The sequence below is a fragment of the Cellvibrio sp. ATLC23 genome (assembly GCF_057196725.1).
Window position 1 is genome coordinate 695,274 of record NZ_JBXUOS010000001.1, and the last position, 26,727, is coordinate 722,000.

The 26,727-nt window shown below is 46.5% G+C and carries 25 protein-coding genes; 15 read left to right on the forward strand and 10 right to left on the reverse strand.

The genetic code is table 11. From position 1 onward, the window contains the following. Positions 1-37: 37 nt before the first annotated feature. The 4 genes from AC2CG4_RS02865 to AC2CG4_RS02880 are packed head-to-tail and all read left to right on the forward strand — an operon-like array spanning position 38 to position 5,735. On the forward strand, positions 38-811 hold the full coding sequence (locus AC2CG4_RS02865; protein WP_484484820.1) for a PulJ/GspJ family protein: 774 nt from the start codon (positions 38-40) through the stop codon (positions 809-811). Next, positions 801-1,307 (forward strand): pilus assembly PilX family protein, encoded by a 507-nt coding sequence (locus AC2CG4_RS02870; RefSeq protein ID WP_484484821.1) that lies wholly within the window; start codon positions 801-803, stop codon positions 1,305-1,307. The genes AC2CG4_RS02865 and AC2CG4_RS02870 overlap by 11 nt, the downstream gene beginning before the upstream one ends. Next, positions 1,308-5,300 carry a DUF6701 domain-containing protein gene (locus AC2CG4_RS02875; protein WP_484484822.1) on the forward strand — a complete coding sequence of 1,331 codons (3,993 nt, stop codon included), beginning with the start codon at positions 1,308-1,310 and terminating at the stop codon, positions 5,298-5,300. It abuts the gene before it with no gap. A 24-nt stretch (positions 5,301-5,324) separates the two neighbouring features. Further along, positions 5,325-5,735, forward strand: coding sequence for a DUF2721 domain-containing protein (locus tag AC2CG4_RS02880; protein ID WP_484484823.1), 411 nt, complete (start codon positions 5,325-5,327; stop codon positions 5,733-5,735). A gap of 67 nt (positions 5,736-5,802) precedes the next feature. On the opposite strand, the gene AC2CG4_RS02885 is transcribed toward AC2CG4_RS02880, so the two are convergent. Continuing rightward, positions 5,803-6,336 carry a glycine cleavage system transcriptional repressor gene (locus tag AC2CG4_RS02885; protein ID WP_484484824.1) on the reverse strand — a complete coding sequence of 178 codons (534 nt, stop codon included), beginning with the start codon at positions 6,334-6,336 and terminating at the stop codon, positions 5,803-5,805. Positions 6,337-6,469: 133 nt separating this feature from the next. On the opposite strand from AC2CG4_RS02885, the gene AC2CG4_RS02890 reads away from it, so the two are divergent. Beyond that, positions 6,470-6,709 (forward strand): YheU family protein, encoded by a 240-nt coding sequence (locus AC2CG4_RS02890; RefSeq protein ID WP_484484825.1) that lies wholly within the window; start codon positions 6,470-6,472, stop codon positions 6,707-6,709. Positions 6,710-6,733: 24 nt separating this feature from the next. After that, entirely contained in the window at positions 6,734-7,786 is a 1,053-nt protein-coding gene (rlmM, locus tag AC2CG4_RS02895) for a 23S rRNA (cytidine(2498)-2'-O)-methyltransferase RlmM (RefSeq protein WP_484484826.1), read from the forward strand. A gap of 28 nt (positions 7,787-7,814) precedes the next feature. Here rlmM and AC2CG4_RS02900 read toward each other — a convergent pair whose 3' ends face one another. Then, entirely contained in the window at positions 7,815-8,189 is a 375-nt protein-coding gene (locus tag AC2CG4_RS02900; RefSeq protein ID WP_484484827.1) for a hypothetical protein, read from the reverse strand. 134 nt (positions 8,190-8,323) lie between these two features. On the opposite strand from AC2CG4_RS02900, the gene tusA reads away from it, so the two are divergent. Then, the gene (gene tusA, locus AC2CG4_RS02905; RefSeq protein WP_484484828.1) at positions 8,324-8,557 is read left to right on the forward strand and encodes a sulfurtransferase TusA; all 234 of its coding nucleotides are present in this window, start codon (positions 8,324-8,326) and stop codon (positions 8,555-8,557) included. A gap of 101 nt (positions 8,558-8,658) precedes the next feature. On the opposite strand, the gene AC2CG4_RS02910 is transcribed toward tusA, so the two are convergent. Further along, a complete protein-coding gene (locus AC2CG4_RS02910) occupies positions 8,659-9,360 on the reverse strand; it encodes a hypothetical protein (RefSeq protein ID WP_062065528.1) in 702 nt (233 codons plus the stop codon). Between the two features lie 210 nt (positions 9,361-9,570). Between AC2CG4_RS02910 and AC2CG4_RS02915 the strand changes: the two genes are divergently transcribed. From AC2CG4_RS02915 to AC2CG4_RS02925, 3 genes are read left to right on the forward strand one after another with little or no spacing between them, the layout of a single operon-like run. After that, entirely contained in the window at positions 9,571-10,716 is a 1,146-nt protein-coding gene (locus tag AC2CG4_RS02915; protein WP_484484829.1) for a 4-phosphoerythronate dehydrogenase, read from the forward strand. Beyond that, positions 10,709-11,848, forward strand: a complete 1,140-nt coding sequence (locus tag AC2CG4_RS02920) for an ATP-NAD kinase family protein (protein ID WP_484484830.1) — start codon at positions 10,709-10,711, stop codon at positions 11,846-11,848. Before AC2CG4_RS02915 ends, AC2CG4_RS02920 begins: the two co-directional genes overlap by 8 nt. After that, positions 11,848-12,777 (forward strand): class I SAM-dependent methyltransferase, encoded by a 930-nt coding sequence (locus tag AC2CG4_RS02925; protein WP_484484831.1) that lies wholly within the window; start codon positions 11,848-11,850, stop codon positions 12,775-12,777. Before AC2CG4_RS02920 ends, AC2CG4_RS02925 begins: the two co-directional genes overlap by 1 nt. A 54-nt stretch (positions 12,778-12,831) precedes the next feature. Here AC2CG4_RS02925 and AC2CG4_RS02930 read toward each other — a convergent pair whose 3' ends face one another. Continuing rightward, positions 12,832-14,046: a pyridoxal phosphate-dependent aminotransferase gene (locus tag AC2CG4_RS02930; RefSeq protein WP_484484832.1), complete on the reverse strand. Its 1,215-nt coding sequence runs from the start codon at positions 14,044-14,046 to the stop codon at positions 12,832-12,834. Positions 14,047-14,142: 96 nt separating this feature from the next. Here AC2CG4_RS02930 and msrB point away from each other — a divergent pair, with 96 nt between their 5' ends. The 4 genes from msrB to AC2CG4_RS02950 all read left to right on the forward strand — a co-directional run bounded on the left by msrB (position 14,143) and on the right by AC2CG4_RS02950 (position 19,751). Then, a complete protein-coding gene (gene msrB, locus AC2CG4_RS02935) occupies positions 14,143-14,544 on the forward strand; it encodes a peptide-methionine (R)-S-oxide reductase MsrB (RefSeq protein ID WP_484484833.1) in 402 nt (133 codons plus the stop codon). Between the two features lie 238 nt (positions 14,545-14,782). Beyond that, a complete protein-coding gene (locus tag AC2CG4_RS02940; RefSeq protein WP_484484834.1) occupies positions 14,783-15,910 on the forward strand; it encodes an efflux RND transporter periplasmic adaptor subunit in 1,128 nt (375 codons plus the stop codon). A gap of 12 nt (positions 15,911-15,922) precedes the next feature. Next, complete coding sequence (locus AC2CG4_RS02945) at positions 15,923-19,042, forward strand: efflux RND transporter permease subunit (RefSeq protein ID WP_484484835.1); 3,120 nt, start codon at positions 15,923-15,925, stop codon at positions 19,040-19,042. Next, the gene (locus tag AC2CG4_RS02950; protein WP_484484836.1) at positions 19,035-19,751 is read left to right on the forward strand and encodes a LamG domain-containing protein; all 717 of its coding nucleotides are present in this window, start codon (positions 19,035-19,037) and stop codon (positions 19,749-19,751) included. Before AC2CG4_RS02945 ends, AC2CG4_RS02950 begins: the two co-directional genes overlap by 8 nt. Before the next feature lie 123 nt (positions 19,752-19,874). Here the strand turns inward: AC2CG4_RS02950 and AC2CG4_RS02955 are convergent, their stop codons facing one another. Then, on the reverse strand, positions 19,875-21,602 hold the full coding sequence (locus AC2CG4_RS02955; protein WP_484484837.1) for a proline--tRNA ligase: 1,728 nt from the start codon (positions 21,600-21,602) through the stop codon (positions 19,875-19,877). 152 nt (positions 21,603-21,754) lie between these two features. Here AC2CG4_RS02955 and AC2CG4_RS02960 point away from each other — a divergent pair, with 152 nt between their 5' ends. Then, the gene (locus tag AC2CG4_RS02960; protein ID WP_062065550.1) at positions 21,755-22,177 is read left to right on the forward strand and encodes an HIT domain-containing protein; all 423 of its coding nucleotides are present in this window, start codon (positions 21,755-21,757) and stop codon (positions 22,175-22,177) included. Between the two features lie 74 nt (positions 22,178-22,251). Here the strand turns inward: AC2CG4_RS02960 and AC2CG4_RS02965 are convergent, their stop codons facing one another. The 5 genes from AC2CG4_RS02965 to purB all read right to left on the reverse strand — a co-directional run bounded on the left by AC2CG4_RS02965 (position 22,252) and on the right by purB (position 26,704). Next, positions 22,252-22,755 (reverse strand): HU family DNA-binding protein, encoded by a 504-nt coding sequence (locus tag AC2CG4_RS02965; RefSeq protein ID WP_484484838.1) that lies wholly within the window; start codon positions 22,753-22,755, stop codon positions 22,252-22,254. Between the two features lie 312 nt (positions 22,756-23,067). After that, entirely contained in the window at positions 23,068-23,568 is a 501-nt protein-coding gene (locus AC2CG4_RS02970) for a DUF7931 domain-containing protein (protein WP_484484839.1), read from the reverse strand. 1 nt (position 23,569) lies between these two features. Then, entirely contained in the window at positions 23,570-24,025 is a 456-nt protein-coding gene (locus AC2CG4_RS02975; RefSeq protein WP_484484840.1) for a GNAT family N-acetyltransferase, read from the reverse strand. Positions 24,026-24,100: 75 nt separating this feature from the next. Continuing rightward, positions 24,101-25,255, reverse strand: coding sequence for a JmjC domain-containing protein (locus tag AC2CG4_RS02980; RefSeq protein ID WP_484484841.1), 1,155 nt, complete (start codon positions 25,253-25,255; stop codon positions 24,101-24,103). Between the two features lie 69 nt (positions 25,256-25,324). After that, the gene (purB, locus tag AC2CG4_RS02985) at positions 25,325-26,704 is read right to left on the reverse strand and encodes an adenylosuccinate lyase (protein WP_484484842.1); all 1,380 of its coding nucleotides are present in this window, start codon (positions 26,702-26,704) and stop codon (positions 25,325-25,327) included. Positions 26,705-26,727: the final 23 nt, after the last annotated feature.

Sequence of the window (26,727 nt, forward strand, 5' to 3'; positions counted from 1 at the left end):
GTTGCTCTTGATGCGGCGACAAAAAGGAATTGTGTTTGTGAATAGGGGCGAATCAGCAGGATTTACGCTGATTGAACTTATCGCTGTTATTGTAATTCTTTCCATTCTCGCCACTATAGGCTCAGGTTTTGTTGTCAAAACAATGGAGTCTTATCAACGTACACAAACCCGCGCTTTATTAGTTAATACTTCACGCCAAGCGTTGGAGCGCATGACACGTCAACTGCGCATTGCGTTACCTTATTCTGTGCGTATTACCAATACCGGTAGTTGCGTTGAATTTATGCCGATTGCCGCAGGGGGAAATTATTTTTCCCCAGTGCCGGATGCTAAAAATTCTGCAGCCGCTACAGCAACAATTGATGCATCGCCAGTTATTGTCGATTTTGGCACACCTCGCTATGTCACTATCGGCGCAATGACAGCAGATGAGATTTATGGGGGAAGCCCTGTTTCGCGCGCTAATTATGCGAGCGGAAATCTAGCCCTCACTGCCGCTAAAAGTTGGCAGCGAAACTCAATTAATAAACGTTATTATCTGCTTGATGATCCACAGGCTTTTTGTGTGGTGGGCGATGAGCTACGCTTTTATGAGGGTATCGATGTGACGGCTGCAAATGTCAATCTGGCGAGTGGATTTAGCATTGTTGCTCGCAATGTGGCTGTTGAAAATCCGGCTAGCCCACAACCTTTTTCATTGCAGATGGGCAGCGAGAACCGTAACACACGAATTAATATCACACTGAAGTTTTCCAGCGCAGGTGAATCGATTGTGTATAGTCAGGGAGTGTTGATTCGCAATGTCCCTTAAATTGTTTAAAACGAAAACCAGTCAGCTACAACAAGGCTTCTTGTTGCCGTTGGCACTTTTTATTTTGGTTGTAATGGGCGTGCTTGCCCTGACAATCTCTCGCACCGCAACACAAACGCAAAATTCCGGCATTCAGGAGTTTACTAATATTCAAGCATTTTATGCCGCAGAGAGCGGCGCCCAGCGTGGAATGCAGGCATTATTCTTGGGAAATACTACGCGGCAAACAACGGATTCAGCTTGTGCGGGTATGGCTATTAATCATGATTTTGCGGGTGTAAATGGCTTAAAAATTTGTACTGTCGTAGTGGGGTGTACGTGCCTTTATCAAAACGGCAGTGCTTGCGCACCTGGGACAGCGGCTAATTATTTGCCGAACTCCGCAGTGGGTGTGACAAAAAGTTTTTACACGATCAACAGTGAAGGGGCATGCGGGCAGGATCATTTTCGTGCTAATCGCCGCATTCAAGTTGGCGCCTATCGGGAGCAAGAATAAATGTTGCGATCATTTTATTTTTGCCAGAAAAAATTGTGGTGGTCTGCGTTGCTGTTGCTGGTCTTGTTCACCACAGCTGGAGCTGCTCGCGCGGCAACCTATAATTTGAGTGCAGGTACATACCCGCCTTGTAATACTAGCTGGAGTGTTTCTGGCTCTACTTATACCTGCAGCGGAAATGGCCGTGTGGCCTTGGCTGCCGGGGATATTATTACATCCAGTGGTAACGCCACGATTTTAGCAAATAATGGTTTTTCCCTTGCTGGGAATACAATAGGAAGCCCTAGCGTCAACATTAATTTAACTTCAAACTACGGAACCATCACTGCTACTGGCACTAACACAATTTATGGAAATATGGATGCCGGCAGTGGCGCGATTACACTGGCGGGCACTACGGTTAATGGCGCAATCACTACCACGGGTAATATTAATTTAACTGGGGGCGCCGTAAGTGGCTTAGTGACCAGCTCTAGTAACACCATTACTACTAATGGCACTAATTTAAGTGGTGGTACCACTGCGCGGTCGGGAATGTCTATTACCGGTGGAACGATTTCTGGTAATTTCGTAATGACATCTAATAACACTGCCACCTTTTCGGGTGTAACTATGACCAGTGGCAGTATTTCCGGGGCAAGTACGGTTACTATTGAGAATGGCAGTGTGCTTGGGTCTGGCTCAAGTTCAATCTCTATAAGCAGTAATAGCGGTGCAATTACCGTGAATAACTCTACCGTATACGGTAATTTAAGCGCACCAAATTACTCCACTGTGAATGTCACAAATGGCGGCAATGTCTACGGTACCTGTTCGCCAAATTCTACCCCGGCTAATGCGTGCAACGCAGCTCCGCTTCCACCTACCCCCATGAATTGTTCAGCGGGCGTTTCCAGTGGTATCACTGGAAATTATTACAATAACCGCACACTTACAGAGCCATCGACCAGTACACGCTCTGATGCGCCGATTGATTTTAATTGGGGCAGTGGAGCACCGGGTGCGAGTGGAATTAATGCGGATAATTTTTCAATTCGTTGGAATGGTTATATACGAGCCACTCAAACCGGAGCTTACCGCTTTCAAACGGAGTCAGATGATGGGGTGCGCTTATACATCAATGGTAATTTGGTCATTGATCGTTGGAATAATCATTCAGCAACAACAGATACAACAACAGATATCAATCTTGTTGCGGGAAACACTTACAGCATAGCGCTAGAGTTTTATGAAAATACTGGCGAGGCAGTTATCCGTTTACGTTGGCGATTACCGGGAGCAAGCACCTACGTAGCTATTCCGGGTGGGCCTTTGCCAACTATGGGGGCTGGTTTGTATGAGTGTGCGCCAGTAGCCAGCCCCCCCGTCTCCTCTTGTGCAACTACCCTAACAGCGGGTATTACGGGAGATTATTTCAATAATCAAACATTAACTTCGCCTGTTACCGGTAGGCGATCTGATGGCCCAATTAATTTTGATTGGGGAACCGGTGCTCCGGGGGTTGCAGGTATAGGAAGTAATAATTTTTCGGTGAGATGGAACGGTTATGTGCATGTCACTCAATCCGGCGTCCATCGTTTTCAAACCAATTCTGATGATGGTGTGCGTTTAACAGTAAATGGTGCCTTGTTAATTGATCAATGGAATGATCACTCAGTTACCACGCACACCTCTGCGGCAGTTAATTTGGAGGCGGGAAAAACCTATCCAATTAAATTGGAATTTTATGAAAATGGCGGATTTGCTGTTGCGCAATTGCTTTGGCAAACGCCTGGTAGCGGTTCTTATGTTGCTATTCCTCGAGGAGCGGGTTCATCGCCTATTTCGGCAGCTGGGCTTTATGAGTGCGTAACGCCACCTTCATCTTATTCAATTACACATAATCCGACAGGTATTACTTGCGCTGCAGAGTCGGTCACTATTACTGCATTGAATGCATCGGGTAGTGCGTATAACCCTCCAGCAGGTACAGTTGTTACCCTTAGTACCACCCCGGCAACCGGTGTATGGCTGGGTGGGAATCCGTTTACTTTTACCGGCGGGGAATCAAGCTTTACTCGATATTTACAACAGACAACACCTGGAACTTTAACCATTAAGGCGGAAAGTGCTACTGCATCGACTACATCAACAATTGAGTTTGTAAATACAGTATTGCGAATTGCACAAAATTCGGCGTTAGAAAATATACCTACGCTGGTAGCGGGGGTGAATGGTAGTGCGATTGCAAAAGTTATTAGTACTAATCCAAAAACTGGCGTGTGTGAAGCAAGGGTTGCCTCAAAAACCTTGCCGGTTGATTTGGGTTTTAGCTGCAATAATCCAACAACCTGTGTCAGCCTCCAGACGCTAATGGTAAATGGTGTTGCCATTGCGGCAAATAATAATGGTGCAGCAGTAAGCTATAACAGTGTGAATCTTGCTTTTAATGCAAGTGGCGAAGCACCTATGGCTATTAATTATTCTGATGTAGGCCAAGTCACATTATATGGGCGATTAAAAATTACAGCTTCAGGTAATGATCCTGAACTTACCTTGTCTGCGAACAGTAATCCTTTTGTGGTTAAACCTTATACCTTGGCTGTTACCAGTGCGGCACAGGCTGCAGCGCCTTTTAAAACAAATTCGGGCGGAACCAGTAATCCAACACAGGGTTTTATCCCTGCCGGTGAAAAGTTTACTGTGAATGTTCAGGCGCGAAATGCGTTGGGTAATCCAACGCCTAATTTTGGTAATGAAATTCTTGTGGGTGGTCTATCCGCAGAGCGCAACAAAATTCAATTGTTAATGGGCTGCCCAGAAAGAAATACAAGTTTAGATGCAAGTTGTGGTATCAGGCGGCCAGATTACCCGCTGGGTGCTGTAGCGGGTAACTTGGTCATTGGGGAGGATAATAACTCAGATGGTATTACTGACCCTTACGGCGCGTTGGCAGCCGGTGCAATTATTCCGGGGGTGTGGAATGAAGTGGGAAGCTTCAAGCTTGAGCCTAATTTATCTGGAACAGGATATTTAGGGCAGGGAAATGTGAGTGTGATAACGCCGAGTGGAATTCTTGGGCGTTTTTATCCGAGCCATTTCACCTTGATAAGCTCATCGCTTGCGAATAGTTGCGGTTCATTTTCTTATATGCAACAACCTTTAATGTTGAGTTATACGATAGAGGCGAGGGGAGTCGCAAATAATAAATTAGCTAATTACACCTCCGCTTACGGGACTATGCCGAGTATTAGCTATGTGGCAGAAAATGCGAATTCAGGTGTTAACCTGTCACGATTTACCGCTGGTGCTGTGTCTACTTGGTCTGCCGGCGAGCTGTTACTAAATTCCTCTGCTGCAAGCTTTAGTCGGCTTGCGCCAAATTATGCTCCAGATGGCCCATTCGAAAGTGTGCAGGTTGGTCTGCAATTAAGTGATACGTTTGATAATCGCAGCCTGCAAAATTTAAATATGAATGCATCTACAACAGGTATCTGTAGTGGTGCGAGTTGTAATGCAATAACGCTTGGTTCAACCTTAAATTTACGTTATGGGCGCCTTCGTCTTGATGACGCCTTCGGTCCGGAAACAGCCAATCTTCCAGTCAATTTTTCTACAGAGTATTGGGTAGGAAGCTTTTTTGTTCCAAATCAAAATGATAGTTGTACCAAAATTTTACGCAGTGTAATCAATTATCCAGCCGGCAGTATATTTACTCCTGCCAATTTAACTGTTTCGTTGAGTGGTGGAAGCACCACAGGCTCCTACGCAACAATGAATGCGACGGAGGTAAGTTTCACCAGTGGTAATACACAGCATTTTTTTACCGCACCTAGTGGTGGTGGGCAAGGGTCTTTTAATGTAAATGTGGATTTAACTAGCTACCCTTGGTTACGCTTTGATTGGAATCAGGATGGTGATTATTCAGATGTCAGCTTACCTACGGCACGTTTTGGTTTTGGTAGTTATCGCGGGCACGATCGCATAATTTACTGGCGTGAACGCTTTAATTAAGAATACGACACAAAGAAGATAGTTATGGAAATGACCATTACCACTCCAAGTTTATTGTTTCCAGCTATTTCATTGTTGATGCTGGCATACACCAATCGCTTTGTCACTTTAGCGAATGTAATTCGTCAATTGAGTAGTCTCGACAATGCTCCATCTAAAGATTTAGTGATTCGTCAAATCGAAAATCTGCGTACACGGATGGCGGTGATTCGTTTTATGCAGGCTTTTGGGGCGCTGTCTTTTGTGTTTTGTACTCTCTCCATGTTTTCATTGTTGTTAGCATTTCAGGTTGCGGGGATGTACTTGTTTGCGGTCAGTTTGATTTTATTGGTCGTCTCACTGCTGTGCTCATTTTATGAAGTCAATATATCGACAACAGCAATCAATATTGAATTGGAAAAATTTGATGAGGAACTAAAAAGGCGGAAACATTAGCCGGAGATATTGAATGTTTTGGATACCAAGAGCCATATTTAAGGCTCTTGGAATAAAGTGTTCTGAATTAGTTATTTCTTTCGGTGGATGATTCTAGGCGAATATCCACGGCCAGTTCATCGGCTATCTTATCCAAATAGTCATAAAGCTCATTCATATCGACCGATTTGGGTACTTCAATGATCCCTGTGGCCTCAAACAGGGGTTCTCCTGACCATGGCATGCTCGAACACGCCGTTTCTAGCTCACCCATGTTAATATGGCGGGCAGCAAACGCTTGTGCGATCTCTCGTACAATGCCGGGGCGGTCATTGCCTACCACGCTAAAACTAAATTCACGGCAGTCTTGTCTAGTCGTAGTAGACGCATTTTCAATGACAATTTTAAAACCTTTGTCAGTTAGTTCGTTTAAGGCAGTGCGCAATTCGTTGTGGTGGGTCTCTGCCACTGCGATCTGAAGGATTCCAGCAAATTTCCCTGCAAGTTGCGCCATGCGGCTTTCCAGCCAGTTGCCGTGGTGATTGGTGATAGTTTGTGCAAGTTGTTCAACAATACCGGGGCGGTCATCGCAGAGAACAGTTAAAACCAGTTGTGTATTCACGGTGATTCCTTATTGTTTGAGTAAAGCTGTTATGTGGGTTTGATAGGTGAAGATTACTCCGCTTACCGCTGCTGAACAAGTCAGACCTTGTCCGGTTGCAATCCCTTCATTTAATAGATAGTAAGAGAAATAGATGATTATTCCCTATGAACAATTATCGAGCGATGCATTGCAGGGATTGATTGAAGAATTTATTACTCGCGAGGGAACGGATTATGGCGCTGAGGAAATATCGCTCAGTACAAAAGTGGAACAAATTAAACAGCAGCTAAGACGCCGCGAAATTGTAGTGGTATTTGATACGGCTACTGAAACAGTCAGTATTTTGTCGCGCCGCGATGCCCAATTGCTGGAGCGAGATTCAGCAACTTAATTATTATTTGAAAAAGAGAAAACTGTGAATCATTTATTTTTACATTGTCGGGCTGGTTTTGAAAAAGAATGTGCGGCAGAAATTACCGATCTGGCGGGTGAACTAGGTATTTATGGTTATAGTAAAACCAAAGATAACAGCGCCTATGTTGTTTTTATCACCCAAGAGCCTAATGGTGCAGATTTAATTACCAAACAGCTGCGTTTTACCAAGCTTATTTTTGCGCGCCAATGGTTTGTATGTGCTGGTTTGATAGAGGACCTACCGGTCACCGATCGCGTAACGCCATTACTTGCAGCTGCAGAATCCTTGCCGCGTACCAGTGAATTGGTGATCGAAACGGTGGACACAAACGAAGGCAAAGAGCTTTCAGGGTTAAGTAAAAAATTTACCGCTCCATTTGAAAAGGCATTAAAGGCTAATAAATTATTTCAGCCGAGTAGTCACATGCGGCTGCATTTGATTTTCATCTCGGGTACTCAGGCTTATTTAGGCGTAATTCCCGCTTATAACTCGTCTCCCTGGCCAATGGGTATTGCGCGCTTACGTTTGCCCAAAGAAGCGCCGAGTCGAGCAACTTTAAAATTGGAAGAGGCTTGGCATCACTTTATCCCTGCAGAAGATTGGGATGCTCGCTTAGGCTCAGGTATGCGCGCGGTTGATCTTGGTGCGGCGCCCGGTGGTTGGACCTGGCAATTAGTGCAGCGTGGCATGTATGTAGAAGCAGTTGATAATGGTCCTATGGACAAAAATTTATTAGAGACTGGGCAAGTTTTGCATATTCTGACCGACGGCTTTTTATACGAACCCAAAAAGCCAGTGCATTGGTTGGTGTGCGATATTGTTGATAAGCCTGCGCGTGTGACGAGTATGGTAATTGGCTGGTTTACTAAAGCGAATTGCCGCGAAGCGATTTTTAATTTGAAACTGCCGATGAAGCAGCGTTACTTGGAAGTGAAAAAATGCGAAGAGCGTATTCGCACAGCCTTGGAAAAGGCGGGTTTTAAAGTGGAAATTCAATTTAAGCAGTTGTATCACGATAGAGAAGAGGTGACCGGCCATCTGCGTGTGTATTGATGACTGATTGAGCGGCGGGGTCGAATGATTAGTGATAGGAAGTGCGATCATTCTGGTCTGCAGCAGTATGCGCCAAAACCCATTCTGTGAGCTGCACCCAGTCTTCAATTAAAGTTCGCATTAATGTCATGTGGCTAGGGGGTAGGTCGCGTTGCTTTAATGCCTCTTCGCCAATATCGGTTAACACGGATACGATTTTTCCTATGGTATGTGCTTTGAGGAAGCTTAATACCTCTGTGTTCAATAGCATTTCACCTGTAAAAACAGACCGTAGGTCTTCGTAAGGCACAGGTGTAGTATTATCTATTGTGTGTTTAACAGCGTGTGCCAGTAATGGGTGATTGTTGCGCAGCAGACGAAACGTCAGCTCCAAAGCTTGGCGGCTAAAAAAATCGGTGGGCATATAATCGCTTATTGGTTTCCGAGACATCGAACAGAGTTCCCCGGTGGTTAGTCTTGTCCTGGATCTATTTCCGTTGTCCTAATAATAGCAATCACTTGGCTATTTGCCGAAAAGTTTATAGACGATTTAAAACTATGAATGACACAATTGATACAAGTTTGGATGCTTCGGGCTTGCTTTGCCCTGAGCCAGTGATGATGTTGCACAAAGTGATGCGCGAGGCGATAAGCGGCAATCTTGTCGAAGTGATTGCAACTGATCCGTCGACATTGCGCGACATTCCCAAGTTTTGTTTATTTCTTGGGCATGAATTAATCTCTCAAAAAGAAACTGATACACAGTATTTTTTTTATATTCGCAAAAAGTAGTTTTTAACAAGAGTTAACAACTACTACCGAGATTTGGGATATTTTTTGTAATTAAAAAACGCCGCGTTTGCGGCGTTATTTTTATGCGGTAGGAATAAGAATTAATCTATGCCATCGACCAACATCGAAATCGCAGCCATCGCTTCCGGGTCTTCTGCTTTGATCTTGTTGGCAATTTGGTGTTGGAAGAAGTAACGGAAATGTTCGCTGCCTTGAGCTTCGTACAAAGAGTCATCGCCCGGTAGAACCGGCGTGCTGACAACTTTAGCTGGATCGCTGATCATGGCGTAGACACTGCCATCAAAATGCAAACTCCAACTAACAACTTCTACCAGCGACAAATTCTTGCTGTCTGGTACTGCCAACACGGCATGGGTGCCGATGGTGTCAGGTAATTCCTGAATCACATCATCACCACTGTCACACTGAATTTCGTAATACTCTGCGGCAGTTTCAAGCTCAATGATTTTGTGCATCGGTGCTTCAAAAAAGAGTTCGTCAATGCCCGGGTCGTAATAACCTTCCCAGTGGCCGTTTAACGGGTCACATAAGTCGGGGCAGGGGACAATGTCATTGAGCCATGGCACCAAGCCGACAACTTCGCCGTTAGCGCGTAGGCCCCAGCAGAGGATTTTGAGGCTATAGAGTTTTTCGGAGCTGGTATCGTTGGAGTAGAGCATTTCCAACCCGTCCAATTCAGGAGCAAGGCGGATAAAGCGCTCATCGTGAAGGGCTGAATAGGTTTTCCTGGAGAAGAGGTCGACCACGTTATCCATGTTGTGGCCAGTGTCTGAGATCTTCATAATACCACCCCCTAAAGTGAGGCAGATCCCGATCTAGTAGATCAGGCGCCGAACGATGGTTTTAACGTCACCATCACTACATAAAGTATATGCTAAATCCCCAAAGCACAACCGCTATGGGGACTTTTTTTATTACTTGGATTTATCTGGCGGCAAGTTTTGTTGCTGAATGAATCTAATGTACCCATTTTCAAGTGTAAGCGAGCGATTATGAGAATAGTGGCGGATGAGAATATCCCACTGGTTAATGCATTTTTTGGTCATTTGGGCGAGGTGGTTTGTATGCCTGGGCGCAACATGACCGCAGCAGATGTGCGCGATGCGGATGCGCTAATTGTTCGTTCGGTTACCAAGGTGAATTCTGCGCTTCTGGCAGGGAGCAAGGTTAAGTTTGTAGGTACCTGCACGATTGGTGTTGATCATTTGGATCAACCCTTTTTGGATGCCAATAAAATTGAGTGGTCGAGCGCCCCAGGTTGTAATGCTAACTCCGTTGTTGAGTTCGTGTATGCGGCACTATGTCATTTGGATATCAATTGGCTGCCGTTAAGATTCGGCATTATCGGTTGCGGTAATGTGGGTGGCTTGCTCTACAAGCGGTTGAAAGCGCAGGGTGTTGATGTGCGCTGTTACGACCCCAACCTAACAGTTGCACAGAATCCGGATCTCACCAGCCTCGCAGAAGTGCTTGCATGTGATGTGATCAGTATGCATACCCCTTTAGTTACCACTGGGGCACACCCTAGCTTTCATTTGCTAGGGCGCGATGAATTGCAGCAGTTAAAAAACGGCGCAGTGCTAATCAATTGTGGACGCGGGCCGGTTATTAATAATCAGGCGTTGTTAGATGTTTTAAGCGAGCGCAAGGATTTACGAGTGGTGCTGGATGTATGGGAACCTGAGCCAGATATATCGTTAGAATTGTTAGATAAAGTGCTGCTCGGTAGTCCGCATATTGCTGGGTACAGTTACGATGGCAAATTAAACGGAACTGAGATGATTTATCGCTCGCTCTGTCTCCATTTTGATAAAAAACCACAATCTTCTCTTGACCAATTGGTGCCGCCGTTGGCGAACAATCAATTGCGTATTGATCGCATTGAACCGCCCACCAGAATTTTTAATATCGCCAAAAACGTAATTAGGCAAGTTTACGATATCGCTGCGGACGACTTGCGTTTACGTACGCTCGCGGCACAAGCCTCAACAGGCAAAGTTGTTTTTGGTGAAGGTTTTGATAGCTTGCGTAAGCATTATCCGGTTCGACGCGAATTTCACAATTATCAAGTTCACTTGGAAGATGTCAGCGATGCCGATAAGCAGTGGCTGCAGGTATTAGGATTTAACTGTGTTTAAACTCGGTTTAATTATTAACCCCTACGCCGGTTTGGGTGGCAGTGTTGGATTAAAAGGTTCGGATGGCGAGGCGATTCGTTCAGAGGCAATTGCCCGCGGTGCGGAGCCGCGGGCGCAACAGCGTATGGGGCGTGTGCTGCAGGTCATCGCCAATTTTCGCGAACAAGTAGATATATTTTGTTTTGCGGGCGATATGGGTGAAATTTGTGCTAATGCAGCGGGTTTTACCGTACACCTTATAGGTGCTGCGGAACAGCAGCCCAGCAGTGCGCAAGATACTTGCGCCGCTGCAACTGCACTTATGCAACAAGGTGTGGATCTCATTTTATTTGCTGGTGGCGATGGCACCGCGCGTTTAATTGCCGATGTGGTGGGTACATCGCAACCGGTATTGGGTGTTCCTTGTGGGGTAAAAATGCACTCCGGTGTTTACGCCAATGCGCCGGAAGCGGCGGGTGAAATTCTTAAACAATTATTAATCGGCACCTTGGTAAATATTGTGGAGCGCGATGTAAAAGATATAGATGAGGATGCGTTTCGCAATGGTCAGGTGCGTGCGCGCTTTTACGGAACTTTGTTAGTGCCAGAAGACTCGCAGTTTTTGCAACAAGTTAAAAATGCAGGCACCGAGCGCGATGAGTTGGCGCAATTGGATGTTGCGCAAGCGATGATTGAACAATTGCAGCCCGATACCTTGTATTTAGTGGGGCCAGGCTCAACGACACATCTCTTTTTACATGAGCTCGGTTTGGAAGGCAGCCTGTTGGGGGTTGACTTGTTATTGAATAATGAATTGATCGCAACTGATGTAAGCGCAGCGCAAATTACCGCGCAGTTGGATCAGTTTTCCGGTGCAGTAAAAATGATTATTACTGCAATTGGCGGGCAGGGGCATATTCTAGGGCGCGGCAATCAGCAATTTACGCCCACAATTTTGCGCCGTATTGGCAAAGACAATATTCATATTATTGCTGCGCGCGGAAAAATTCTTGCACTGAATGGCCGTCCATTATTAGTGGATACTAATGATGCAGAATTGGATATTGCATTTGGTGGCTATCGCCCGGTTATTACCGGTTATCGCGAAACCATTATGTATCCCGTAGGTTATTCCGCAGAGGGCGATCATTAATGCAAATTATTATTGAACGCCTTGCCCTGCTCGCTGAAAAGACTCGCTCTCAAACTACGATTGATAGTTATCGTGTGTTTCATGGGCGCGGCCGTACTTTTCCTGGGTTGGAATTCATTACGGTGGATTTTTTCCAGCCTGCAATACTCATCACCTTATTTTTTGCACCACCAGAACAATGGTTAGATGAGCTGCTCGTTAACATCCGCCCGCTATTTGATGCTGAAACTACGGTGTTAGTTGTGCAGCGACGCTATTTGCCCAGTGCGCCGAGTGAAATTGTATTTGGGAATTTACCTGATCCAATTTTCGCGCGTCGGGGCAATTCGCTGTTTAATTTACATTTGGCGCAACAACAAAACTCCGGGTATTTTTTAGATATGGAGCCGGGCAGGGAGTGGATCGAACAGCATACGACAGGTAAACGTGTGTTGAATCTTTTTGCGTATACCTGTGCATTTTCGGTGGTCGCTGTTGCGGCGGGTGCGGAGAAAGTAGTTAATGTGGATATGAGCAGCGCCGCATTAAATCTGGGGCGAGCAAATCACCAACTGAATAATCTGGCCAAGAATAAAAGTGAGTATGTTGCCGAAAATATCCTTAAGTCCTGGGCGAGAGTTAAGAAGCCTGGCCCCTATGACATAGTGATTATTGATCCGCCCTCGTACCAAAAAGGCAGTTTTATCGCAGAAAAAGATTACGCAAAAGTGATTCGCCGGTTGCCAGAGTTAATGCCGGGAGGTGGTTTGGTATTGGCCTGTTTAAATGCGCCGGAATTGAGTGAAGGATTTTTAAAGCAGCAATTTATTGAACAGTGCCCGCAGGCAAGTTTTATTGAGCGCGTAAAACCTCATGCCGATTTTCCAGATGTAGATCCGGAGCAGCAATTAAAACTCTTGGTTTATCAGGTGCCTGCCAGTTTATCTTGAACGTAAAAAACCAGCGCTCGGCTGGTTTTTTTTACGCTGGAAGATGGCAAAAAATTATTGTGAGTAGCGCGATAAAAAGTTGCCAAAACGTTGAATGGCTTTGGTTAAATCATCTTCGCGCGGCAAAAATACGATGCGGAAGTGATCGCGGTTTGGCCAGTTAAACGCGGTGCCTTGTACTAACAACACTTTTTCTTGCAGCAAGAAATCCAAAATCATTTGCTGGTCGTCTTTGATTTTGTACATGTTCAAATCTAGCTTAGGGAACAAGTACAAAGCGCCTTTGGGTTTTACGCACGTGAGGCCGGGTATATCCGCCATGGCTTTTAGCGCAGCGTCACGTTGTTCGCGCAATCGGCCGCCGGGGATGATCAGCTCGCCAATACTTTGGTAGCCACCCAGTGCGGTTTGCACGGCGTACATGGCCGGTACGTTAGCGCATAGGCGCATGGACGAGAGCATCTCTAAACCTTCGATATAATTGCGTGCACGGTGTTTTGTGCCGCTAATCACCATCCAGCCGGAGCGGAAACCCGCAAGGCGATAAGCTTTGGATAGACCATTAAAGCTGACACAAAGAACGTCTTGCGCCAATTTTCCCATGGGGATAAATTCGGCGTCGTCGTACAGGATTTTGCTGTAAATTTCGTCGGCAAAAATAATCAGGTTGTGGCGTCGGGCAAGCTCAACAATCGCTTCCAGTAGTTCTTGACTGTATACGGCACCGGTTGGATTGTTGGGGTTGATTACCACTATGCCGCGGGTGCGGTCGGTAATTTTGCTTTCAATATCGGCGAGATCGGGAAACCAATCGGCTTGTTCATCGCATAAGTAGTGGCGTGCTTTGCCACCCGCAAGGTTTACGGCAGCCGTCCAGAGCGGATAATCAGGCGCCGGTACTAATACTTCATCGCCATTATTCAACAGAGCTTGCATAGCCATGACGATGAGTTCGCTGGCGCCATTGCCGAGAAAAATATCTTCAATATCCACACCAGGAATTTGCAGGCGCTGGCATTCGTGCATGATTGCTTTGCGTGCGGCAAACAAACCTTTGGAGGCGGTGTAACCTTCGGCATTCACCAGGTTGTGAATAACGTCCTGAATGATTTCATCTGGCGCAGAAAAGCCAAATGGGGCAGGGTTGCCAATGTTCAGCTTGAGGATTCTATGGCCTTCTTCTTCAAGGCGGTTGGCGTGCTCCAATACTGGGCCGCGTATGTCGTAACAGACTCCGTTGAGTTTGTCGGATTTCTTAATCGGGTTCATTTGCAGTAAGATGCCTTGAATGCGGTCATGCGTGATTGCGGTTGAAAAACACTCGAATAATCGACCTTAACTAGTTGATCTGTCAAGGAAATCCTTATGGCTGATAACGAAAAATTTAATGAAAATGACTGGCGTGAAAAACTAACACCAGAGCAATACCGGATTTGTCGTGAAAAGGGCACCGAGCGCCCCTTTACCGGTGAGTATTGGAATGAGTTCAATGCGGGGGATTATCGCTGTCGCTGCTGCGGTGAACTTTTATTTGATGCGGATACAAAATTCGATGCTGGGTGTGGCTGGCCCAGCTTCTATGCACCGGTAAGCAAAACCGCAATAGGCGAACACTTGGATACCAGTCATCATATGGTGCGCACAGAGGTGGTCTGCCGCACATGCGAATGCCATCTTGGTCATGTATTTACCGATGGCCCTCAGCCTACAGGTTTACGTTACTGTATTAACTCCGCGTCTATTCTTTTTTGCCCTGATAAAAAATAACTTCAGAGTTGTTAAGGTGCGCCCGATAACGGGCGCGGATTTTTTTGCACATTTGAGTCTAAATGTTTGATTTTGTAAACAAATGTTAAACTTGTAAGTTCCTACCTGTCGCCTATTATCCTTTGCTTGTATTGATGCGTATGCCCATAGCTATTACTCAGCTATGGGCTGCGCATTTTCTTGTATCGCCAAAAAACTACTCAAATGATGGCGATATTTTAATTCTGGGGAGACCATTATGAATGCGTTATTTGCTAGATCTGTTCGCCGATCCGATAGGGTGCGTTATGCGTTGTTTTTTAGCGCCTTGATGTTCGCGAATGTTGGTTACGCGCAGCCACCTGCCGATAAGCCGGCTGACGTTATCGTACAAGCAGCCAGCAAGATGAATTTGAGCACCATTATTGAGGCGCTGGGAACGCTGCGGGCGAATGAATCTATCACCCTGACTTCGAACGAAACAAAAAAAATTACACGCATTAATTTTGATGATGGGCAGCGTGTACAGAAAGGGCAGGTATTGGTTGAAATGACCAGCCGCGAAGAGTCCGCATTGTTAGCCGAGGCGCAGTTCAATACCGATGAGGCAAAGAAGCAGCTTGATCGTGTGGCTCTGTTGGCTAAACGCGGCGCCGCTTCTGAATCCCTGCTTGACCAGCGCGTGCGCGAATATGAGGCTGCTCGTGCGCGCTACAACGCAACTGAGTCGCGCTTGAAAGATCTAATTTTATTGGCGCCATTTTCCGGTGTTATGGGGTTGCGCGAAGTCAGCGTTGGAGCGCTTGTATCACCCGGCAGTGTAATCACAACATTAAATGATGATACAAAAATGAAATTGGATTTCACTGTGCCTGCCATTTATCTGCGTAACTTATCGACAGGTTTGGCAATCGTAGCTAAAAGTCGCGATTTGGGCGGCAAGGAATTCAACGGTAAAGTGGTCAGCATTGACAACCAAATTGATCCGGTGACGCGCTCTATTAGAGTTCGCGCATTGCTCGATAATCCTCAGCATGAATTGCGCCAAGGTATGTTAATGCTGGTTGATCTACAGGCCGCAGCGCGCGATGCAGTGGTTATTTCAGAGGCCGCATTGGTCCCGCTGGGTAGTAATAATTTTGTGTTTGTGGTTAATAAAAAGGGTGCAGAATCAATTGTAGAGCGGCGTCAAATTACCATAGGTGAGCGGCTTGAAGGAGCGGTAGAAGTATTAAAAGGTTTGTCGGTAGGTGATCAGTTAGTTACCCATGGTTTGCAAAAAATTCGCCCAGGGCAAAAAGTAAAAATTTTAGCGGTAGAGGCTCCGGTAGCAGAACAAAGCGAATCGACCCACTTGTCCGATCTCATCCAACAAAACAAGAACTGAGGGTAAATCATCATGATGCTCTCAGATATTTCGATTAAACGGCCGGTATTTGCGTCGGTTATTTCTATTTTGTTAATTGCATTTGGTGTGGTGGCCTTTGATCGCCTGACTTTACGCGAGTACCCCAATATTGATCCTCCGGTCGTGTCGATCAAAACAAGCTACCCAGGCGCTGCGGCAAATATTGTAGAGACGCGCATCACCAAAGTTATTGAAGATCGCATCTCCGGTGTAGAGGGGATTCGCTATATAGAGTCATCGAGTGAAAATGGTGCATCCAATATAGTTGTGCAGTTTGATACTGGGCACGATATGGATGCGGCAGCCAATGATATTCGCGACCGCGTTTCGCGTGCTCTGGGAAATTTGCCGGATGAGGCAGATCCGCCGGAAGTACAAAAAGTCAGTTCTGATGAAGATGTCATTCTCTGGTTTAATTTTGCCGGGGAAAATATGACCATGCCGGAATTGTCCGATTATGCGCAACGTTATTTAGTGGATCGCTTTTCGGTTATCGACGGTGTGGCTCGTGTGCGTATCGGCGGGGAGCAGCGTTATGCCATGCGCGTGTGGTTGGATCGACGTGAGTTGGCCGCACGTAATCTCACCGTGAATGATGTAGAAAGTGCACTGCGTGCCGAAAATATTGAACTACCGGCGGGTAGTATTGAATCGCTAGAGCGTCAATTTACTGTGCGTATGGCGCGCTCTTATCGCACGGTAGAACAATTTGGTCAGCTAGTGGTAAAGCGTGGTAAGGATGGCCATTTAATTCGTTTGGGTGATGTGGCAAAAGTAGAAAAAGGTACGGAAGAAGATCGCAACTTGTTTCGCGGTAATGGCGTGACGCAAGTGGGCATAGGTATTGTTAAACAATCGACCGCTAACACTATTGACGTTGCGCGGGGAGTTAAACAAGAGCGCGATAAAATCAATTCTATTTTGCCTAAAGGGATGAGTCTTGAGGACAGTTACGACAGTTCCGTATTTGTCGAGCGGGCGATTCATGAAGTGTATATCACCTTAAGTATTGCTATTGCACTGGTGGTATTGGTTATTTATCTGTTTCTCGGCAGTGCGCGTGCCATGTTAGTTCCTGCCGTTGCTGTGCCTGTTTCAATTATCGCGACCTTTACGGTGTTGGCGGTGATGGGTTTTTCGGTCAACATGTTGACGCTGCTGGCCTTGGTATTGGCGATAGGATTGGTGGTGGATGATGCTATTGTGGTGTTGGAAAATATAGTCCGCCACATAGAAGAAAAAGGTAAGTCCCCTTTATTAGCAGCATTTGATGGCACCCGTGAAGTGGGGTTTGCTGTTATTGCGACAACCCTGGTGTTAATTGCGATTTTTGTTCCCATCGTTTTTTTGAAAGGTGATGTGGGGCGTTTATTTTCTGAATTTGCCATCACTATGGCAGCCGCTGTTGGTTTTTCATCCTTAATCGCATTAACGCTTTCACCTATGCTTGCCTCCAAAGTATTAAAGCGCAACGACAGTAAAAACAATCTTGTAGAAAAAATTAACCAATGGATGCTTCGTTTACGTTTGCGCTATCAGCGTGCGATTCGCGCTTGTTTAGCGCGCGCAAAATTAGCAGTTGTGAGTTTCGCGTTGGTGCTACTGGGGACGTTTTTTCTGGCGCAGTTAATACCGTCGGAATACGCACCGCGTGAAGATCGGGGTACTTTTTTTGTAATGGTTAATGGTCCGGAAGGTGCCAGTTATGCCTACATGGAAGAGTACATGACCGAGATTGAAAATCGGATGTTGAAGTATGTGGACTCTGGTGAAATTACCCGCTTGATGGTGCGTGCCCCGCGTTCATTTGGCGCGATCGAAAGTTTCAACTCAGGCATGATTATCGCGGTAATGAATGATTGGAGCTTGCGCCGTAGTGCCTTTGTGGTGATGGATGAAATTCGCCAGAAGCTGTCAGATTTGCCCGGCGTAACCGCGGCACCGGTAATGCGGCAGGGCTTCGGTTCGCAGGCGCAAAAGCCAGTGCAATTTGTGCTGGGTGGTGGAACCTATCAGGAGCTGGCGCAATGGCGCGATATTTTGTTGGAAAAACTCGAGCAAAATAATCCTGGGCTGGTGGGCATTGATTGGGATTACAAAGAAACCAAGCCGCAAGTTGAAGTGGTCATTGATACTAATCGCGCGGCCGATTTAGGCGTAAGCGTGAACAATATTGGTCGCACATTGGAAGCTATGTTGGGATCGCGCCGTGCTACAACTTATATTGATGATGGTGAAGAGTACGATGTCATCTTACAGGGCGTGCGCGATGAGCAGCGCACTACCACTAGTTTGCAAAATATGTATGTTCGCTCTGAGTATTCTGGTGAATTAATTCCGCTTGCCAATTTGGTGACGCTGAAAGAAGTTGCCGATGCGAGTAAATTAAATCGTTACAACCGTATGCGCTCTTTAACCATTGAGGCAAATCTGGCTGACAATCTTGCACTTGGTGATGCACTTAATCATTTAAATGGTCTAGTGCGCGAGCATCTGCCGCCAACGGCGATGGTGGATTACAAAGGTTTGTCGCGCGATTTCCAAACCGCAGGTGGTTCAGTGATGTTTATTTTCTTGCTGGGAATTTTAATCACCTTTTTGGTTTTGGCTGCGCAATTTGAAAGCTATGTGCACCCCTTTGTCATTATGTTAACCGTGCCGCTGGCTATATTGGGTGGTATGTTGGGGCTGTATGTTACCGGTAGCAGTTTTAATCTTTACTCTCAAATCGGGTTGATTATGTTGATTGGTTTGGCAGCAAAAAATGGCATTTTGATTGTGGAGTTTGCCAATCAGTTGCGCGACCGAGGGGTTGAGTTTACCGAAGCTTTGCTTGAGGCATCATCAGCGCGCTTGCGCCCCATTTTAATGACCAGTCTCACTGCAGTTGCCGGCGCATTACCTTTGGTTATTTCTTCGGGGGCTGGCTCGGAAACGCGATTTGTTATTGGTGTGGTGGTGATGTCGGGCGTTTTGGTGGCTACTTTCCTTACCTTATTTTTAGTGCCTGTCGCCTATAGTCTATTGGCCCGTAATACTGGGTCACCCGGAGATGTGGAGCGTATATTGTTGCAAGAACAGGCGCGTTATACAGGGGTTGATGATGAGTAAATTAATGCACTGGCCAACCAGAAAAAGAAGCCGGATTGCTGCTGTGGTTGCGACGCTGTTATTGGTAGCCTGTGGTTCGCAGCAATTGAAACCGAGTGAGAGCTTGGTGTGGGAGGTGAATTCTCTGGACGCGATTGGCGGGAAGCACACGCTAATGCAAGGAAACCCAACGCTTGTTGATAGTCAGTTGGGGAAAGTGGTTAGTTTTGATGGTGAAGGTGATCGTTTATTGGTTGATGCGAATCCTTTAGGTGATGCCACGGAATTTACTATCGAGATTATTTTTAAACCTGCCGATGCTTATCCAAACAATGTGGAGCCGCGTTTTTTTCATATTGAATCACCGGATAACCCCAATCGCCGTGTGACCATCGAGTTGCGGTTGAACGATAAAAAGCAGTGGTATTTGGATGCCTATATTAAGTCGGAGCTGTCGCAATTTACCTTGATTGATTCGGCCAAAGTACATTCTGTTGGTGATTGGGCACATGCGGCAGTTACTTATAGAAATCGCGAATTTGTTTCTTACGTAAATGGTCAAAAAGAGTTGGCGGGCCAGGTAGACTATTTACCGATTGCAGCCAACGGTAAAACATCAATTGGTGCCCGTATGAATGAAGTACATTGGTTTGACGGGGAAATTGCCAAGGTTCGCATTAGCAAAAGAGTATTAGCCCCAGAAGAGTTTTTAACACTGGATAGTTTGTAAAAGTGGGATTGCGAGTTAATTAAACACGAGAAAATTGAACTGGCTGTAAATGCTTGCGGGAAAATGTGAAAAAGCGATTGCAGCTTAAAAAATATTGCGCTGCAATCGCTAATCAACAGATAGCTATATTTTGATGCGGGCTTGCAAAAAGCTCAGTACGTCAGCGGTGGCAATTTCTTGTTTTTCTGCATCGCGGCGACCTTTGTATTCGATCGTGCCAGCTTCCAAGCCGCGATCACCAATCACAATGCGATGGGGAATACCCATCAAATCGGTATCGGCGAGCATAGTACCGAGACGCGCCTTGTCCTCATCCATCAGCAACACATCGAACCCCAGTTCTTGTAGCTGTGCGTAAAGCTCTTCACATTTAGCGGCAACAGCAGGGGATTTCTGCATGTTGATCGGTACAATCGCGATGTGGAATGGCGCAATTGAATCGGCCCAGATAATGCCGTTTTCATCAAAGTTTTGCTCGATTGCCGAAGCGACTACGCGCGTAACGCCAATACCATAACAACCCATAATCATGGTTTGCTCTTTGCCGTTGACATCCAGCACTTTAGCTTTCATAGCTTCAGAATATTTGGTGCCGAGTTGGAAAATATGACCAACTTCGATGCCGCGTTTGATCTCCAATGTGCCATTGCCGCATGGGCTTGGGTCGCCGGTGACTACGTTGCGAATATCGGCAACCAGTGGCGCCATCGCATCGCGCTCCCAATTCACGCCGGTCAAATGGAATCCATCTTTATTGGCGCCACAGACAAAATCAGCCAGATGCGCCGCAGAGTGATCAACGATCACAGGGATAGTTAAACCAACAGGTCCTATAGAACCAACACCAACACCAAGTTCTGCTTTGATACGTGCCTCTGGTGCCATGGTCAATGGCGATGCAATACCGGTTAACTTTTCTGCTTTGATTTCATTGAGTTCATGATCGCCACGCAATACCAATGCTACGAGCGGCTGGGTTTTGTCGTCGCGCATCGCGCCCAGGACGATCAGGGTTTTAACAGTTTGTTCCGGGCTTACTTGCAAAAACTCGCAGATTTCATCGATGCTGTGTTTGCCTGGCGTTGCCACTTCTTGCATAACATGTTGCGCTGCAGGGCGCGGCGCGGTAGGTGGCAGAGCCTCGGCCTTCTCGATATTAGCGGCATAGTCGCTGGCGTTACTGAAGGCGATATCGTCTTCGCCGCTGTCCGCCAGTACGTGGAATTCATGGGAGGAAGCGCCGCCGATGGAGCCGGTGTCGGCAAGTACAGGGCGGAATTGCAAACCTAGTCGGGTGAAAATATTGCAGTAGGTTGCATGCATGACATCATAGGTTTCTTGCAATGATTCGGTGCTGGTGTGGAAGGAGTAGGCATCCTTCATGATAAATTCGCGCGAACGCATTACGCCAAAGCGTGGACGAATTTCATCGCGGAATTTGGTCTGAATTTGATAAAAATTAGCCGGCAATTGTTTGTAGCTTCTAATTTCGTTGCGGATCAGATCGGTAATGACTTCCTCGTGGGTTGGGCCGAGGCAGAACGGGCGGTCATGGCGGTCATGCATGCGCAGTAGTTCCGGCCCATATTGCTGCCAGCGGCCCGATTCTTCCCACAGCTCAGCAGGTTGCACTACCGGCATCAGAACTTCCATGGCACCGGATTTGTTCATTTCTTCGCGCACAATTTTTTCAACTTTGCGCAATACACGTAGCCCCATTGGCAGCCAGTTGTAAAGACCGGAAGCCATTTTGCGGATCATGCCCGCGCGCAGCATCAGTTGATGACTGATAACTTCCGCATCGGATGGGGTTTCTTTGAGGGTGGCAATTAAAAATCGGCTGGAACGCATAGTGATGACTTCTTGGTAGCTATAATGGGTTTTAAAGGCGCATATTCTACGGCGGTTGGCGATATTGGTATAGCGTCTTGGACGGTTAGGCGAGTATCTTGTCAATATAGGTCAATTCAATAAACACTTGCTCAATTAAAAGGATGGCAAACATGTTTGAACTTCACCCGCGCCTCGCGCAGGATTCTATTGTTATCGGCGAATTTGATTTATCTCTGCTGCTGTTAAGTCGGGATGCAAATTTTCCTTGGTGTATTTTGGTGCCCAAGCGCGAGGATGTATTTGAAATCCATCATTTGAGTGAAGAGGAGCAGCTGCAATTGATTCGCGAGTCTTGCCGTTTAGCGGAAGTGATGACCAGTGTATTTGATGCGGACAAGATGAATGTGGCTGCATTGGGTAATGTGGTACGTCAACTTCATGTGCATCATATAGCGCGTTTCACTGATGATCCCGCTTGGCCTCAGCCCATCTGGGGCAAACTACCGGCTAAGGAATATACAACAGCTGAGCTTGCTGAGCGTGTTAAGCGCCTGCAAAATGCATTGGTTGGAGAAGGTTTCAAGCTTGTTTAAAGCGTGCGCAAGGAGCTTGCAGAAATAAAAAACCCGCAAGAATTTGCGGGTTTTTGTAGCGGAAGCGGCGACGATTAAACGGCCATTTCTTTCAGTTTTTTCAGCGGGCGTACTTTTACTGAAGTGCTTGCTGGTTTGGCTTTAAACATTACTTCTTCACCGGTGAACGGGTTGATGCCTTTGCGTGCTTTGGTAGCAGGCTTTTTCACGGTGGTGATTTTTAGCAGGCCTGGCAATACGAATTCGCCTACGCCTTTCTTCTTGATGTGACCTTCAATAATGTTGGTCAATTCATCTAAAACGCCTTGAACTTGTTTTTTGCTCAGCTCAGTTGAGTCAGCAATTTGTTGCAGCATTTGAGTTTTGTTTTGACGTTCAGCAATTGGCTTAACAACAGCTGGTGCAGCTTTAACGGCGGGTGCTTTTTTGGCTGCGGCTTTAGGTGCGGCAGCTTTTTTAACAGCAGCTTTAGGGGCGGCTTTTGCTTTTGGTGCAGCTACTTTAGCGGCAGGTGCTTTTTTTACTGCTGTAGCTTTAGTTGCAGCAGCTTTAGGGGCGGCGGGTTTTTTAGCAGCCATTTTGGATTCCTTCTATATTATTGATGAAGAGTGGGTATGCTTAACTTTTAAGCAGCGATGCTCGTGTAACATCGACATGATTTGCTGAGTCTAGCCGATACTCACAATACTGCTTATACGGTTTGAAACAAAGTGAAAAAGCCCTGTATTTATAGGCTCAAATGCACCCAAATACGGATTGACGCTATATATATAGGATAAAAAAGTAATCAGCAACAAAAAATGTGTAGCTTATCCGGCAAAAACGGCTTTTTTTACGGGTTGTGAAGTTTGGCAACAGATTTTGCGGGGGATGATTGCGGTAGCGCTAGGCTAGATATGCAGTAGATTAAATTCGGGTTCAGGCTCACTGTATTGCCACAGGTAATTAAACTCCTCGCGCAAAGACTTTATTTCACTGGCGGCGGCACTGTTGAAAAAACCGCGATGCAGTGAATCGTCATTTTTATACACAAGCTTATTAGTGTCACCCAGCACAAACCCCATTTCTTTATTGTTGGGTTCAATGGTCATTTTACGCACCAGAATTTTGGATGAGAGTCGCTGCGCGAGACGTGTTAGGGGATGGCCGCTTTCAATCGCGGGTTTGGTATTTTTAATCAATATTTGCACCTGTGTATTGCGACTGGAGCGGGCAAATGTAGATACTGCTTGCACAATTTCCGGTGTGGCATAAACCAGAGCGTCTAGGTCCTCGGTGAGGATGGCGATAGAGCGATGGCTTTGTTCAATGAGCAGCTCAGTGTAGGAGCGAAAGTCCGCTATTCCATCCAACAGCCAAAGTGTTTCACATGCGGATGATTGTTCGGCCATGTCATGCTCCTTGTACTGTCAAGTGCATACTGATGTGCAGTATTCCTGCGTCGATAAACTCATCGTTTTCTGCAGCAAAGCCTAGTGTTTCATAAAATTGACGGCGTTCCGTTTGAGCGTGTAGATAAATACTATTTTCAGGCGCTGCTTTTTTGCAGTAGGCAATTACATATTGCATTAATTGATGGCCGATACCTTGGTTGCGAAAAGGTTTAAGAATAGCAACGCGACCAATATGATAAAGAGGCTTATGTGCAGCTATCTCTGGCAATAATCGTGCGCAACCAATGGCTTCACCCTGAGCCGATAGCGCTAAAAAATGCAGCGCTTGTTCATCTAGCCCATCCCATTCATCCGCTGCAGACACTTGCTGTTCTTGAATGAACACTTCGGTGCGAATGTTGATTAAATCCGCAGAGTGGGTTTGCCAGTTTGTGAGAATGATGTTTTGGGGCATGGCATTACTCGTTGGTTAAAACAAGCAGGGAAATGATGGGTATCGCTTAGGCTCCACCCATCCTACGGAGGGAAATTACTCGTCGACTAATAAGGTTTCTTGCGTGATTAGCTGTGTCATGGCTGCGCGATTCATCGGGTCTTGTACCAGATCCTTCAGCTCACGCCAGCTGATCTCTACTTCCTTACACACTAGCTCGGCTAGCTCGCGTGAACAGCATATTGCTTCGCCATCGGCAAAAAGTAGGGTGCCTTTTTCATCGCTGTGAAACGCAAGGCGGGCAGAGGGGTGGCGCCAGAGTAATTCGCCATCAGCCAGTGCTGATTGCCATTCATCGGCATCTATCTCCAGCGGTTCTTCGTCGCAGTGATCGAGATATTTGCGTTCGGTCATGAATTTACCAAACCAATGGGCGATGTTTTCTGTTGTTAAATGTTGCTGCAAAATTTTCTGAATTTGTGCGATGGCTTCTGCGCCAATTTCACCTGGGTTATTTTGCAGTTTTAAATCCGGATCGCTAAACCGCAAATCATCGGCAATGGACAGTGCAACTTCTTGCCCGACCTCGGAAATGATATCGGCATGGCTGGGTGCGCGAAAACCAATTGAATAGGTCATGCAGTCATCGCCTTGTGCATTGCCCCAGTGGGCGATACCCGGCGGGATGTACAGCATATCGCCCGGCTCGACGACCCATTCATCGGTGGTGTGAAATTCGCTGAGAATTTTTAAGCGAGTACCTTCTACGCGCGGTGAATTGTTATCGCACATCTGGCCGATTTTCCAATGGCGTTTGCCCAGGCCTTGCAGCAAAAACACATCGTAATAATCAAAGTGTGGGCCGACGCCGCCTTGATCAGGTGCATAGCTGATCATGATGTCATCCAAACGCCAGTTGGGAATAAAACGAAATGCATCGAGCATCTGGTTAACTTCCGGCACGTATTGATCGGCAGCTTGCACTAATAAAGTCCAGCGGCTTTCCGGTAAAGTTTCAAAGGTTTTTTCATCAAACGGGCCGTTGCGCAACTCCCAAGGTGTTGTGCCATGTTCCAATACGATGCGCGATTCAACTTCTTCTTCCAGCGCTAAACCGGCAAGCTCATCGGGAGATAGTGGTGATTCAAAATTAGGAAAAGCATTGCGGATTAACAGCGGTTTTTTTTGCCAGTAATCGCGTAAGAATTCTTCGATTGGCATATCGCCAAGATGGGTAAGGGGTGTTGTCATTGTTAATACCTACCAAAAAATACATCTCAAAAATAAAGGGCTCTTAAAGAGCCCTTATTGTTTCACGGTTTAAATCGCCTTGGCTTGATCTACCGCATTGCCAATGTAATTGGCGGGTGTTAACTCGCGCATGGTTTGTTTGGCGTGTTCGGGAATATCCAAAGTCTCTACAAACGCTGCCAGCACTTCGCGGTTAATGGTTTGGCCGCGAGTCAGGGCTTTTAATTTTTCGTAGGGCTCTGCGACGTTGTAGCGGCGCATAATAGTTTGAATCGGTTCAGCCAATACTTCCCAGGAGTTGTTCAAGTCTTCGGCGAGACGCGCGCGGTTAATTTCCAGTTTGCCCATACCTTTCAATGTGGATGCATAGGCAATCATGCCGTAACCAAAACCAACCCCCATATTGCGCAATACGGTGGAGTCAGTCAGGTCGCGCTGCCAGCGGGAGATAGGCAGTTTTTGTGCGAGGTGAGTGAAAATCGCATTGGCGATGCCCAGGTTGCCTTCGGAGTTTTCAAAATCAATCGGGTTAACTTTGTGCGGCATGGTGGATGAGCCCACTTCGCCGGCAATGGTTTTTTGTTTGAAATAGCCGAGAGAAATATAACCCCAAATGTCGCGATCAAAATCGATCACGATGGTGTTGAAACGTGCAATAGCATCAAACAGTTCGGCGATGTAATCGTGTGGTTCGATTTGTGTTGTGTAGGGGTTCCAGCTTAAACCTAAGCTCTCTACAAATTCCTGCGCGTTTGCTTGCCAATCTACATCCGGGTAGGCAGACAAGTGCGCATTATAGTTGCCCACAGCACCGTTAATTTTCCCCAGTAATTCAACTTCTTTGACTGCTTTAACCTGGCGCCGCAAACGTGCAGCCACGTTAGCCATTTCTTTTCCTACAGTAGTAGGTGATGCGGTTTGACCATGGGTGCGCGACAGCATTGAATCTTCTGCGTAGTCGTGTGCCAGTTTGGCGATGCCATCAATAATGGCTTCGGCATCTTGCAAAAATACTTTGCGGCCTTCGCGCAGCATTAGGGCATGCGAGAGGTTGTTAATATCTTCTGAGGTACAGGCGAAGTGAACAAATTCCAATACCGCTTCGAGTTCGGCATTGCCGGCGAATTTATTTTTGAGGAAATACTCAACCGCTTTCACGTCGTGGTTGGTGGTGCGCTCAATATCTTTTACCGCTTGCGCATCGGCTTCGTTAAAGTCAGAAACAATTTTATCGAGCACCGCATTGGTCGCTGCGCTAAACGCAGGTACTTCGGGTACACCTGCAAGGCGGCTGAGTTGTTGCAGCCAACGCACTTCCACTTCAACGCGAAAACGGATCAAACCGAACTCACTGAAAATGCTGCGCAGTGCAATGGTTTTGCTGCCGTAGCGGCCATCAACTGGTGATACCGCATTCAGTGCGGTGAGCGTGTTAAATGAATTGTCCATGATGCGTCTCGTTTGAAAATGAA

What these genes read in the sequence shown, in the direction of transcription:
- AC2CG4_RS02870 (WP_484484821.1), top strand. Translation starts at nt 801, where the DNA reads ATGTCCCTTAAATTGTTTAAAACGAAAACCAGTCAGCTACAACAAGGC.
- AC2CG4_RS02875 (WP_484484822.1), top strand. Translation starts at nt 1,308, where the DNA reads ATGTTGCGATCATTTTATTTTTGCCAGAAAAAATTGTGGTGGTCTGCG.
- AC2CG4_RS02880 (WP_484484823.1), top strand. Translation starts at nt 5,325, where the DNA reads ATGGAAATGACCATTACCACTCCAAGTTTATTGTTTCCAGCTATTTCA.
- AC2CG4_RS02890 (WP_484484825.1), top strand. Translation starts at nt 6,470, where the DNA reads ATGATTATTCCCTATGAACAATTATCGAGCGATGCATTGCAGGGATTG.
- AC2CG4_RS02900 (WP_484484827.1), bottom strand. Translation starts at nt 8,189, where the DNA reads ATGCCCACCGATTTTTTTAGCCGCCAAGCTTTGGAGCTGACGTTTCGT.
- tusA (WP_484484828.1), top strand. Translation starts at nt 8,324, where the DNA reads ATGAATGACACAATTGATACAAGTTTGGATGCTTCGGGCTTGCTTTGC.
- AC2CG4_RS02910 (WP_062065528.1), bottom strand. Translation starts at nt 9,360, where the DNA reads ATGAAGATCTCAGACACTGGCCACAACATGGATAACGTGGTCGACCTC.
- AC2CG4_RS02915 (WP_484484829.1), top strand. Translation starts at nt 9,571, where the DNA reads ATGAGAATAGTGGCGGATGAGAATATCCCACTGGTTAATGCATTTTTT.
- AC2CG4_RS02925 (WP_484484831.1), top strand. Translation starts at nt 11,848, where the DNA reads ATGCAAATTATTATTGAACGCCTTGCCCTGCTCGCTGAAAAGACTCGC.
- AC2CG4_RS02930 (WP_484484832.1), bottom strand. Translation starts at nt 14,046, where the DNA reads ATGAACCCGATTAAGAAATCCGACAAACTCAACGGAGTCTGTTACGAC.
- msrB (WP_484484833.1), top strand. Translation starts at nt 14,143, where the DNA reads ATGGCTGATAACGAAAAATTTAATGAAAATGACTGGCGTGAAAAACTA.
- AC2CG4_RS02940 (WP_484484834.1), top strand. Translation starts at nt 14,783, where the DNA reads ATGAATGCGTTATTTGCTAGATCTGTTCGCCGATCCGATAGGGTGCGT.
- AC2CG4_RS02945 (WP_484484835.1), top strand. Translation starts at nt 15,923, where the DNA reads ATGATGCTCTCAGATATTTCGATTAAACGGCCGGTATTTGCGTCGGTT.
- AC2CG4_RS02950 (WP_484484836.1), top strand. Translation starts at nt 19,035, where the DNA reads ATGAGTAAATTAATGCACTGGCCAACCAGAAAAAGAAGCCGGATTGCT.
- AC2CG4_RS02955 (WP_484484837.1), bottom strand. Translation starts at nt 21,602, where the DNA reads ATGCGTTCCAGCCGATTTTTAATTGCCACCCTCAAAGAAACCCCATCC.
- AC2CG4_RS02960 (WP_062065550.1), top strand. Translation starts at nt 21,755, where the DNA reads ATGTTTGAACTTCACCCGCGCCTCGCGCAGGATTCTATTGTTATCGGC.
- AC2CG4_RS02965 (WP_484484838.1), bottom strand. Translation starts at nt 22,755, where the DNA reads ATGGCTGCTAAAAAACCCGCCGCCCCTAAAGCTGCTGCAACTAAAGCT.
- AC2CG4_RS02970 (WP_484484839.1), bottom strand. Translation starts at nt 23,568, where the DNA reads ATGGCCGAACAATCATCCGCATGTGAAACACTTTGGCTGTTGGATGGA.
- AC2CG4_RS02975 (WP_484484840.1), bottom strand. Translation starts at nt 24,025, where the DNA reads ATGCCCCAAAACATCATTCTCACAAACTGGCAAACCCACTCTGCGGAT.
- AC2CG4_RS02980 (WP_484484841.1), bottom strand. Translation starts at nt 25,255, where the DNA reads ATGACAACACCCCTTACCCATCTTGGCGATATGCCAATCGAAGAATTC.
- purB (WP_484484842.1), bottom strand. Translation starts at nt 26,704, where the DNA reads ATGGACAATTCATTTAACACGCTCACCGCACTGAATGCGGTATCACCA.